Source organism: Undibacterium sp. GW821-FHT07F11 (assembly GCF_059418665.1).
This window is the reverse complement of record NZ_JBWKQH010000008.1, coordinates 397,629-406,446: the sequence shown is the minus strand read 5'-3', so window position 1 is coordinate 406,446 and position 8,818 is coordinate 397,629. Positions and strand designations below refer to the sequence as shown.

The window sequence follows — 8,818 nt, the reverse complement described above, 5'->3', positions numbered from 1 at the left end:
GTACGTGAAATGCGATAACCAGCCCTAAGCCTATAAACTTCTTCCCCGGCTCTTGCTGGCGATTTGAAAAATCCATTCCGGCTGTCTCCTCGATCTTAGAATATGAAGGCGGTAATAATAACCGCTGTTGGTGTTAAATTTGCGTTTCTTGACTGAAAACTTTTCATATTTTTTGTAGCAAGCATATGAATCCCTTTCCTGGACAATTTGCAGTGCCTGATTTATGTCTCAACATGAGCACCCAGTTTGTATTTCATCGACAAAATAGCTAAGCAATAAGCAATATTTGAACCATGTTAAAGACTCATTCGTATAGTAATAAATTACCCATATGAAAAGTTTTGCACTACATGATGTCTATTGCGCACCATAATCAATATTGCTCTGCTCAAGTCTTGCTCCAAAACAGAGCTTCGCAACCTCCTATTGTCCTACAAAGACTACTGCACTCAGGGCTGGAATCGTAAACCGACCGCTGATATTCTCATACTTCGCTTCTGCTGCAACACGTTTATCTGCTGCTTGTGTAAGCAAATGTGTAGGATGCAATTGATAGCCGCGCTGACTTTGTTCGCCTATCTGTATTGATTGCGTCTGTGGACTGATATTGATGAAGTACATGACTGAATCAAAATTCGCCCCTGCCAATTGCTTGCCATCGAGATGCGCCGCAATCAGCACGGGATTTTGCGCTGCTCCCGTATTATAGAAATGCAGGCGCTGTGCGATATCGGACGCAGTGGATAATCTGAACAGGCTGGAGCTGGCTCTGATCTGCAATAAATCACGGAATTGATCACGACAGTAGGCAATATCTTCGCGCGTCGGTTTAATATTTGCCTGCTTCAGCACGGCCTTGATGTAAGGGTAAAATTGCGCATTGTCTTTTTGTGGCGGTAAGCCAGTGGCAAAATAATTGTCGCCATAACTCCAGTCCAGCCGGTTGAACCAGTCGCCAGAATTGAAGCTATTGCTGTCCATGGATTTCGAGCGCAAGATATCTACGCCAGCATGGTAATAGGCCACGCCCTGACTGAAAGCGGTTGTTGCCAATGCCAAAGCCTGGATGCGGGCGCGGTCCGCGCTGCTGGTATTCAAGGGCAGGCGATAGGCATTGATATCGAACAGGGTCTGGTTATCGTGGTTTTCTACATAGTTGACGACTTCGCCGGGCTGACTGGCATAGCCTGCTGGCTGACCACCATAATCAATCTCCTGTAATTGCCTGGTCTTGCCGTCAAAGGTTTGCATGCTGAAGCTGCGTACTGAGCCTGCCAGGCCCAGCCTTGTCATATCGGCTGCGCGCAAAAGATCCTGTTGTGGCCTGGCTTTGTCTGCCAAGGCATTTGGCATGTGGATCAGGCCATTGATATAGCCCTGATTTTTGACTACGCCATCGCCTGCATCACCATGACCGCCACCACGCAAGGCGTCACGTGCGCGGTCGCTGAAGCTGCCTATGCCGCTGCCGTTCAGGGACAGTTGTGATGCCTGAACAAAGCGTTTGCCATCGGCAATTTCACCAAAATTCCATCCCTCACCCAGGAATTGAATCTGGCGTCCGGTTTCTTGCCGCAGCCTGGCTTGCATCTCTTCCATGACTTGTCTGGGTTGATGCCCCATCAGGTCAAAGCGGAAAGAGTCAATTTTGTAATGCTGTGTCCACAAGCTTACGGAATCACTCATGAGCTTGGCCATCATGGTGTTTTCTGTGGCAGTGTTGTCGCAGCAGGTAGAGCGTTCTATCTGCCCAAGCTGGTTCAGGCGCTGGTAATAGCCTGGGACTATGCGGTCCAGCACCGAATACCGGGTTTGGCCAGCGCCCGCAGTATGGTTGTAGACCACATCCATGCCCACACGCAGGCCTGCATTATGCAAGGCCATGACCATTCTCCTGAATTCGATGATGCGCTTACTGCCATCGCTGGCATCGGTCGCATAACTGCCTTCAGGTGCATTGTAGTGATAAGGTTCATAGCCCCAGTTATAGCAATCCTTATCGGCATACTGCGTAGCCAGTTTTTGTTGCTCTTCACCATCTGCTTTACCCTTGATGGCGGGGGTCTGGCAATGGGCTTCGGACACAGTGGCAAAGTCAAAGACCGGCAGTAAATGGATATCTGTCATGCCGGCTGTGCTCAGCGCCTGCAAATGCTGCATACCATTTGAATGTGCTTCGGTAAAAGCCAGATACTTACCGCGCCAGGCAGGTTTTACCGTGGCGTCATTAATGGAGAAATCACGTACATGCAATTCATAAACTTGCATATCGGTCTGATTTTTTACTTTATCGCTCAGTTTTTGCTCGTCCCAGCCCCTTGGTTTTAATTTGCCGGAGGACAGATCAGCTATGTAACTGCGCTTTGAATCTGTAGTAAGACTGATGGAGTAGGGATCCGTGACACGATTGCGCACGAGGCCCTGGCCCGGTATGTAAACATCAACCAGGTAAGTGTAGTACTTGCCCGACAAATCAGCCTTATTGCTGGCCTGCCAGACACCGGTATTGGTATCTGATTGCGTGGGCAGTATGGCCGTGGCTTTGGCCTTGCCATCCGGATACAGGCAAACCGAGACTCGTTGTGCCGTGGGTGCCCAGACCTTGAATTGTGTCTGAGTTGTTTTAGTAATTGCTGCTTTGCTGATGTTCGCGCCGTAATCATTCAGACTGCTGGCACCTTTATACAAATCGTCCAGGGCGCCAGCGATTTGCAGGCTGGTGTAATCAAGAACCTGGCCTTCGCTATCTTCTGTAGTGATCACTACTTGCGCTTGCTGCAATGATCGCAGTTGTTGCAGTCCGATATTTGCAAGTTCATATTCTTTGCCGGATCCGATGTAGGCAAAGCGCTTTGCAATGGTGGTGTCCAAAATTTTGTCGGTCTCGGTCAGTGTAAAAGCCTCATCAAAGCCAAATGGCTTGCTGCCTTTACCTAGTTTGAGTTGCCCGGTTCTCGATGTATAGAGCCTGGTTTTGCTTCCCGGTGTCATGCCTGGCCAGCGTATCAATTTGCTGGAGAGCCAATAGGCGCGCGCTTCTTTTGACATCGTTGCAGAAGGCATCAATGTGGTTTCGAATGGTTCTCCATTGCATGCCGTAATGGACGTGGCCGGGGCATTGTCGGCACTTGCCTGGGTGGCATAAGCCATCAGGCTGCACGAGAGCAAAAAGCTGGCGCAGCTTCTTGTATGTGTAATAGCTTGCTCAAAAAACAAAACAGTCTCCTGAGTAAAACAAGTAGCCGAGTTCTGATTTTAGAAAATTTCAGACACAAAAAGTAGTGTGACTACATAATTAAAATCGTGTTTACAGCCAGTTTTACCGGTTTAATTGTGGCTTAAGCCAACATTTTTTTTAATTTTAACTCAATAATCGTAAATTTGTTAGACATGGGCTGTTGATATATGTAGTATTGCTACATAAAATCTGGCCGCGACTTATTATCTTGTATTAGTCAGACTCCGGCGCAAAAAATATGAATGGTGAGATGTTGAGCAATAATCCAAAAAAAACAGACGGTGTTATCCCTCGCTTGTTGGCAGATATAGGTGGTACCAATGCGCGTTTCGCATTGGAAATGCGTAGCCACGAATTTACCGCTATTGCCGTATTGCCATGTAATGCCTACCCCGACTTGCAATCTGCCATTGCGGCCTACTTATCCAGCCCTGAAGTGCTGGCCGTATGTCAGTCGGCAGTAAAAAATGCTGCGATAGCGATAGCTAATCCTGTGGATGGCGATGTAGTGCGCATGACCAATCATCATTGGACTTTTTCCATAGAAGCTTTGCGGCAGGCTGCCGGGTTTGATAATCTGGTGGTCGTCAATGATTTCACTGCATTGGCGATGGCATTGCCACATCTGGCTGCACACGAGCGTGTACAAATTGGCGGTGGTCAGTCGCAGCCCAACCGTGCCATAGGTTTGATAGGCCCAGGCACTGGCCTGGGCGTATCTGGCATCATCCCATCTGGTGCGCACTGGGTGCCTTTATCCAGTGAAGGTGGACATGTGAGTTTTTCTCCCAGTAATGAAATCGAGATTCAAATCCTGCGCCAGGTCTGGAAAGAATATCCGCATGCGTCTGCTGAACGATTGATTTCCGGCATGGGGCTGGAACTGATGTACCGTATCCTGGCGCAAATGGACGAGCATGCAGATGCTGCAGAAATGAATGCCGCCGATATCACCCGCCGTGCACTCGATGGCAGTTGCGCTATCTGTACCCGTACTGTGGAATACTTTTGTGCCATGCTGGGCACGATTGCCGGTAATCTGGCTGTGACTCTTGGTGCCACAGGTGGTGTATATATAGGTGGTGGCATCGTGCCGCGCCTGGGTGATTTTTTTGCACAATCTGCTTTTCGCAAACGCTTTGAAGCGAAAGGCCGCTTTGCCGATTATCTGGCACAAATACCGACTTACCTGATCACGGCAGAGTATCCTGCATTTTTGGGTGTGTCTGCGATATTGAATGAACGTTTGTCCTTGTCAGATAGTGTCGCCTGAAATTTGAAAAGACCTTGCAGCGCAGAGGTCTTGATTTTGCAGTCAAAACGAAAATACAAATCCATGAATAATTTTTTGGAAGTGCAAACAAGTGACTGGTGGCGTGATGCTGTTATTTACCAGGTTTATCCGCGCAGTTTTTCAGACAGCAATGGCGATGGCATAGGTGATTTGCCCGGCATTACTGCGAAACTTGATTACATCGCCAGCCTGGGTGTCGACATCGTCTGGATTTCGCCTTTCTTTACATCGCCGATGAAAGACTTTGGTTATGACGTGGCAGATTATTGCGATGTCGATCCCATCTTTGGTACGCTGGCTGATGTTGATGACTTATTAAAACGTGCGCATGAACTGGGTTTGAAGATCATGATAGACCAGGTCTTGTCGCACTGCTCGGAGCAGCATCCATGGTTTATTGAAAGTCGCAAGAGCCGCGATAATCCCAAGGCCGACTGGTATGTCTGGGCCAATCCCAAGGCAGATGGTTCGCCCCCCAATAACTGGTTATCGGTATTTGGCGGCTCTGCCTGGCAATGGGATGCACGCCGCCGTCAATACTATATGCATAATTTCCTGGTCAGCCAGCCTGACCTGAATTTCCACAATCCTGAAGTGCAGCAGGCGCATCTGGACAATATGCGTTTCTGGTTGCAGCGTGGTGTTGATGGTTTTCGTCTTGATGCCTGCAATTTTCATTTCCATGATCAGGCTTTGCGTGACAATCCACCCAGTCAGGTGCGTGATAACAAAACAGTACAGGACAATAATCCCTACGGCATGCAGGCACACGTCCACGACAAGACCCAGCCGGAAAATCTGGTCTTCCTGGAAAAAATCCGCAGCCTCTTGAATGAATTTGACGCGATCGCCATCGGTGAAGTCGGGGCCGATGATTCCCTGGCTGTCATGGCAGACTACACGGCGGATGGCAATAAACTGCAGATGGCCTATAGCTTCAATTTACTGACGGCGACGTATTCTGCTGCCTATATACGTCAACAAGTCGAGGAATATGAAGCGCGAGTCAAAGGCGGCTGGGTCTCCTGGTCGGTTGGTAACCATGACTCGGTGCGTGTCATGACACGCTGGGGTGGCGCAGAGGCGACACCTCAATTTGCCAAGATGCTGCTGGTCATGCAGATGGCCTTGAAGGGTACACCTTGTCTGTATCAGGGTGATGAACTGGCACTGACAGAAGCCGACATTGCCTATGAAGATATACAGGATCCCTATGGCATTACTTTCTGGCCAGAATTCAAGGGCCGCGATGGCTGTCGCACGCCTATGCCATGGCAGGCAGATCAGTTAAATGCCGGTTTCAGCTCGGGCAAGCCATGGTTGCCAGTTCCAGCTCAACATGCAGCCAACGCGGTTTCTACACAAGATCACGACGGTCAATCTGTATTGAATTATGCTCGCCACATCCTGGCCTGGCGCAAGAAATATCCACAACTTAGCAGGGGAGAAATCAGTTTCTTTGATGCCCCCGAACCTGTATTGGCGATACGCCGTGATCTGGCTGGTCGCAATAGTTTGCTGGCAGCATTCAATCTCGGAAATGAACCCGTCAGTTTTAGCTGGCCTGCGACAGTGGATGCTACGCAATTGAAGGATGCTGGCTTGCCGGGACAGGTCAATGGTGGGATTGTGGAGCTGCCAGCCTATGGTGCCTGGTTTGGGGAAGTGATCAAGTAAATGTAATGCAGAGCGCTTGACAGGGCTGCACGATGTTCGTGCAGCCCTTTTTTTATTTCTCTTCAAGATAAAACTTGATTTTTTAAGTCAGGCTATTTCACTTTAAGATTGCTGGATTCATTGGCCGCAGGCGAAGGTGGTTCGGCTATTTTTCCAAGCAGCTTGCTTGAAGGTGTCGCTGGCATGCTTAATGAATCGAGAGTATCAGCAGTTTCATGCTTTGTGCTTTTCTGTGCCAAATCCGGATTCGCTGTTTTGCTTTCAATTGATACTGTTCCTGCAACTGATAATTTTTTATCAGGGCACATCTGTTCGGCCAGCTTTGTTGCTTCCTTTATTTCTTGCGCAGGTGCTTGACGTTGTGCCATGGATGTAATGACCATGTCCCAGTCTTTGGAATAAGATTGCTGCTCGCTGGCATTCAGTGGACGCTGCCGTTCAGTTTTTAGGGCTTGTTCTGCCGTGGTTTGTGAGACGATTGATGTTTGGCGATTATCATAAAGTTTACTTTTATTGCGGTCAAAAACTTGTACCTGTATTGATGTGTCAGTTTGCTTGCTTTCCACCAGTTGCAAGGTTTTGGGTAAGCCCTCGTAGGCCGAGGCTTCTACTTCACGAGGGACCCAGCGTGGCGCACCCTGTTGCACACCTTCTTCAAAGCGCTTCAGTACACCAAGATGGCTCACTTCTGGCTGTACTGCCAGAGCACGGACTACCACTTCATATCCAGCGTCTTTGAGCATATTGATTTGTTTTTCAGTACTTTGAGGATTGCCCAGCGTGCCATCAATCATGATATTGCGCCGATTGACGATGGCGGAAGAAAACAGCGACTTACCCCATGCGCTGGCATCTGCATGAGAAAGATCTGCAGCGATTTTTTCGGTTGCAGGATTGCGTTGCCATGAACGATAGGATGGATGGTTTTCACGCAAATTGTCGACATCTATATGCACTGTTTTTTCAGTCGATAATTCTTCCATCGTTTTTCTTGCGAGGCCCCCTTTGCCTGAGCCAGGCTGTCCGCCCAGAAAAATAGCAACTGGCTGCTCTCCAGATTCAAGTGCGCGTGTGCTGGCGAGCATTTTTGCTTCAATTCTTTGCTTGAAGATTTTTTCATGAATCTCTGAAGATAGTTTTCCTTCGTCGCTCATTTTCCATCTTTCGACGCCAGATACGTATCGCGCTCAGCATCTTCAGTTTTGAGTTGCAGCGTGTATGTCTGTATCAGTTGATCCAGTTCTTCCAATTCCAATGTGTAAAACGTGTTGCGCTTCAGTTCCAGCGCCATTTGTTCCTTGTGCAGGACGGCCAGCCTTGCCTCGTCAGGACTATCCTTGATATCTTCGTCGTGCATCCAGGCAGAACGGATCGCGATCAGGCTGCCGACGATGTCCCCTGCCAGTTCAGCTTTTTGTTCTTTCCTGTGAATTGCCTCATCGAAATTGCTCATGGATATCCTTCAAAAATTTGTTCAAAAATTAATTTAATTTTACGACGATTTGCTATTGCGATAATAATTTTCCGAGACTGAATTGTTTCTACATATGACAGACGTTCAGCCATATCAGCCTAGTGTGAATACTCAGGCCAGGCTGTGAAGGGATGTCGTTTACACATTATTTGAGAATTGCTTGCGATAATTGCCAGGGCTGTTAGCGACGATGCGGCGGAAGTGGCGGCGCAAGGATTCTTCTGAGCCAAAGCCTGCCAGCTCAGCTATCTGTGACAAGCTGCTTGCTGGTGACTCCAGCAATTCCTTGGCGATGGCGACGCGCTCACGTATCAGCCATTCACCCGGTGCCATACCTGTGCTGTCCTTGAAATGACGTTGCAGAGTGCGGATACTCATGGTGGCTTTTTCTGCCATCGACGCCAGATTGTGTGGCAGGGCAGGGTTGGATCTGACCCAGTCCATCAATTTTGCCAGACGCGCATGCTCATCACTGGGCATGGGGCGCGGTACAAATTGCGCTTGCCCACCTTCTCGATGCGGCGGTACTACCAGACGCTGCGCCACCAGATTGGCGACCTTGGCACCATAATCTTTGCGCACCAGATGCAGCAGCATATCCAACCCGGCAGCTGAACCTGCAGAAGTCATGATTTGCTCCTGATCCACATACAAGGCGTTGGCTTGAACCTGAATTTGTGGATAGCGCTTGAGCAGTTTTTCAGCATAGCGCCAGTGGGTAGTGACGGTTTTGCCATCAAGTATGCCTGCTGCAGCCAGGATGAACACGCCAGAGCAGATAGTGCAGATGCGTGCGCCGCGTGCATAAGCCAGCCGGACTTTGTCCAGTAATGCCGCTGGTGGTACTTCATCAGCATCACGCCAGCCGGGGATGATGATAGTGTCCGCCTGATCCAGCATGTTCAAGTCATGCGGCACCTCTACCGTGATACCGCCTGCTGCCCGCAATTTGCCAGGTTCGGCGGCACAAACGGCAAAGTCATACCAATCCACGCCAAGTTCGGGGCGGTTCAGGGCGAACAATTCGACGGTGCAGCCAAATTCAAAGGTGCACAATTGATCATAGGCAAGGGCGACGACAAGATGCGGTTTCATGGCTTAATCTTACAATACCTTGCACATCACGACAGAGGAA

Annotated in this window: 6 protein-coding genes; 2 read left to right on the top strand and 4 right to left on the bottom strand. The window is 49.1% G+C overall.

All coding sequences use genetic code 11. The features are described 5' to 3' along the window. Positions 1-423: 423 nt before the first annotated feature. On the bottom strand, positions 424-3,150 hold the full coding sequence (locus AC07OI_RS21360; RefSeq protein WP_495258639.1) for an alpha-1,6-glucosidase domain-containing protein: 2,727 nt from the start codon (positions 3,148-3,150) through the stop codon (positions 424-426). Positions 3,151-3,488: 338 nt separating this feature from the next. On the opposite strand from AC07OI_RS21360, the gene AC07OI_RS21355 reads away from it, so the two are divergent. Then, complete coding sequence (locus AC07OI_RS21355; protein ID WP_495258638.1) at positions 3,489-4,511, top strand: glucokinase; 1,023 nt, start codon at positions 3,489-3,491, stop codon at positions 4,509-4,511. 63 nt (positions 4,512-4,574) lie between these two features. Then, positions 4,575-6,209: an alpha-amylase family glycosyl hydrolase gene (locus AC07OI_RS21350; RefSeq protein WP_495258637.1), complete on the top strand. Its 1,635-nt coding sequence runs from the start codon at positions 4,575-4,577 to the stop codon at positions 6,207-6,209. Between the two features lie 92 nt (positions 6,210-6,301). Here the strand turns inward: AC07OI_RS21350 and AC07OI_RS21345 are convergent, their stop codons facing one another. The 3 genes from AC07OI_RS21345 to ftrA all read right to left on the bottom strand — a co-directional run bounded on the left by AC07OI_RS21345 (position 6,302) and on the right by ftrA (position 8,778). Continuing rightward, positions 6,302-7,363 carry a zeta toxin family protein gene (locus AC07OI_RS21345; RefSeq protein ID WP_495258636.1) on the bottom strand — a complete coding sequence of 354 codons (1,062 nt, stop codon included), beginning with the start codon at positions 7,361-7,363 and terminating at the stop codon, positions 6,302-6,304. Further along, positions 7,360-7,662 carry a hypothetical protein gene (locus AC07OI_RS21340; RefSeq protein ID WP_495258635.1) on the bottom strand — a complete coding sequence of 101 codons (303 nt, stop codon included), beginning with the start codon at positions 7,660-7,662 and terminating at the stop codon, positions 7,360-7,362. The genes AC07OI_RS21345 and AC07OI_RS21340 overlap by 4 nt, the downstream gene beginning before the upstream one ends. Before the next feature lie 159 nt (positions 7,663-7,821). After that, positions 7,822-8,778 carry a transcriptional regulator FtrA gene (gene ftrA / locus AC07OI_RS21335; RefSeq protein WP_495258634.1) on the bottom strand — a complete coding sequence of 319 codons (957 nt, stop codon included), beginning with the start codon at positions 8,776-8,778 and terminating at the stop codon, positions 7,822-7,824. Between the last annotated feature and the right edge of the window lie 40 nt (positions 8,779-8,818).

Bases quoted from the DNA above. Each gene is read 5' to 3' on its own strand.
- AC07OI_RS21360 (WP_495258639.1), bottom strand. From the start codon at position 3,150: ATGGCTTATGCCACCCAGGCAAGTGCCGACAATGCCCCGGCCACGTCC.
- AC07OI_RS21355 (WP_495258638.1), top strand. From the start codon at position 3,489: ATGTTGAGCAATAATCCAAAAAAAACAGACGGTGTTATCCCTCGCTTG.
- AC07OI_RS21350 (WP_495258637.1), top strand. From the start codon at position 4,575: ATGAATAATTTTTTGGAAGTGCAAACAAGTGACTGGTGGCGTGATGCT.
- AC07OI_RS21345 (WP_495258636.1), bottom strand. From the start codon at position 7,363: ATGAGCGACGAAGGAAAACTATCTTCAGAGATTCATGAAAAAATCTTC.
- AC07OI_RS21340 (WP_495258635.1), bottom strand. From the start codon at position 7,662: ATGAGCAATTTCGATGAGGCAATTCACAGGAAAGAACAAAAAGCTGAA.
- ftrA (WP_495258634.1), bottom strand. From the start codon at position 8,778: ATGAAACCGCATCTTGTCGTCGCCCTTGCCTATGATCAATTGTGCACC.